This window comes from Moorena sp. SIO4E2 (assembly GCF_010671945.1).
GTDB classification, from domain to species: domain Bacteria; phylum Cyanobacteriota; class Cyanobacteriia; order Cyanobacteriales; family Coleofasciculaceae; genus Moorena; species Moorena producens.
This window is the reverse complement of the sequence record NZ_JAAHIE010000976.1, coordinates 1-2,071: the sequence shown is the minus strand read 5'-3', so window position 1 is coordinate 2,071 and position 2,071 is coordinate 1. Positions and strand designations below refer to the sequence as shown.

The 2,071-nt window shown below is 40.6% G+C and carries 3 protein-coding genes; all 3 read right to left on the bottom strand.

What is annotated here, in order from left to right; genetic code table 11:
- On the bottom strand, positions 1–1,230 hold a 1,230-nt coding region (locus F6K37_RS39640), incomplete at its 3' end, for a YwmB family TATA-box binding protein (RefSeq protein ID WP_287256751.1).
- Between the two features lie 359 nt (positions 1,231–1,589).
- On the bottom strand, positions 1,590–1,724 hold the full coding sequence (locus F6K37_RS39635; RefSeq protein WP_267872043.1) for a hypothetical protein: 135 nt from the start codon (positions 1,722–1,724) through the stop codon (positions 1,590–1,592).
- Positions 1,725–1,797: 73 nt separating this feature from the next.
- Positions 1,798–2,031 (bottom strand): hypothetical protein, encoded by a 234-nt coding sequence (locus F6K37_RS39630; RefSeq protein WP_287256750.1) that lies wholly within the window; start codon positions 2,029–2,031, stop codon positions 1,798–1,800.
- Positions 2,032–2,071: the final 40 nt, after the last annotated feature.

The window sequence follows — 2,071 nt, the reverse complement described above, 5'->3', positions numbered from 1 at the left end:
TAAAGCTAGTTGGTATGCTTCTAGGGCTTTTTCTAAATTATAAGCTTTGTGTCCATTGATTGTGTCAATGTAGGCATTGCCCAGGTTATATTGAGTGCTTGCCCAATCTTGGGGAAAGTCTTGTTTGGTATAAACATCCAAAGCTAGTTGGTATGCTTCTATGGCCAGTTCTAAATTATCAGCTTTGTCTCCATTTATTCTGTCACTGTAGGCATTACCCAGGTTATTTTGAACAATTGCCCACTTTTCGGGAAAGTCTGGTTTAGTCCAAACGGATAAAGCTAGTTGGTATGCTTCTATGGCCAGTTCTAAATTATCAGCTTTATCTCCACGGATTCTGTCACTGTAGGCAATGCCCAGGATGATTTGAGTGCTTGCCCACTTTTCGGGAAAGTCTGGTTTGGTATAAACAGATAAAGCTAGTTGGAATGCTTCTATGGCCAGTTCTAAATTATCAGCTTTATCTCCATTGATTCTGTCACTGTAGGCAATGCCCAGGTTATATTGAGTGCTTGCCCAATCTTGGGGAAAGTCTGGTTTAGTCCAAACGGATAAAGCTAGTTGGAATGCTTCTATGACCAGTTCTAAATTATCAGCTTTGTCTCCATTGATTCTGTTTCTGTAGGCAATGCCCAGGTTATAGTGAAGGTTTGCCAAATTTTCCGGCTTACTCTGATTAGTAAACACTGTTAGTATCGTTTCGTAACCAGCAATAGCAATTTCCATGTTATTGGCTTTCTTCCCTAGTGTAAAATCGCTAATAAAGTTGCTAAATTCACCAATAAATGTAGCCATAATTTTTGCTGTTTTTGGTTCCAATTTTGAGAGTTTAGCACTTGCCCAGGTTTGCAATATATCTATAAATTTATGATCGAGTTTGTCTAGGTTTGCTTCCAGGAGTGGATAGACTACTTTCGGATCACTATTGCTTTCGCTAGTTGCTAGCAATACCTCTTTAAAAAATTCTAGATAGTCTTGGTATGAAGGATTAACTAAGGTAGGGGATTCTGAAATTTTCTCTAAAAGGTCACTCCTGATAAGAAGTAAAACATCAGCAGCATTTTGGTTGCCATCGGCTGCTAGTTTTTCGGCTTCTTGTGCCATTACCTGCAATAACTCTGCATCCACTAACTCGCGGTTGCTCTCAATAATTTGAGCGTCTTCACCGCTGGGACAAGTTAGCAGTTGCTGGATCAATTTGAGGTATGCTTGTCTTCTTTCTTCGTCCATTTTTATTTATTCAGCTATTAGCTATCAGTGCTCAGCGGTCAGCTATCAGCTGTCAGTTTGACCTGGTGGTGCGTTACGGGACGGACTCTTCCAAGACTGACTACCTATAAAATGATGCCGAGCCCGTCCCTAACGCACCCTACGCCTACTCTTTTCCCCCCTTTTTTTAAGGGGGGTTAGGGGGGATCAAAACTCCCATTAATAACTTCTATAAGTATAGCAATTAATAAAAAAATTCGGTCAAGCTCAGATAAACTCTAATACTTGACCGAATTATATTGTGTAAACCTCAAAACGTACAGCTAAGCTGCACTTAAACCATATAACTCCTGATTAATTGTACATTATTCCCGAGTTAGTCAGCTATCAGCGTGTCGCGTATCAGCCAAAGGCTTAGCCTGCGCGTAGCGCAATCGGTGCTTTTGAATAAAATAAGCTGACGGCTGACCGCTGACGGCTTGCTGATTTATACCCCTCCCCAAAAAAACGTTCATTCTTCATTCTTCATTCTTCATTCTTCATTCTTCATTCCTGGTCGCCAGGGCGACGCCCTGGCAATTTACTATCCTAATCTACGTAAAAATATCGAATCAAAGTCACCATAACCTCACCAGGATTTCCGGTAGGTTCGGGAGTGCTCCATTCGTCGGGATAAGCGTATTTAAGAGAATAGATGGTAAGAATTGTTTTCCGAACTTGTTCAGGATAACCAATCAAGATGTGCTTGGCTTTCTTAGCTTTGCGACCTTGGTTTTCAGGGTTTTGATTGTCATCAGGGTTTGAAGGAAAGTTTGTACTCATGAATCGTTATTGGTTTAAAACGCTTACATTATTAATATAT

Coding starts and splice junctions, on each gene's coding strand:
- F6K37_RS39635 (WP_267872043.1), bottom strand. CDS start 1,724: ATGAACGTTTTTTTGGGGAGGGGTATAAATCAGCAAGCCGTCAGCGGT.
- F6K37_RS39630 (WP_287256750.1), bottom strand. CDS start 2,031: ATGAGTACAAACTTTCCTTCAAACCCTGATGACAATCAAAACCCTGAA.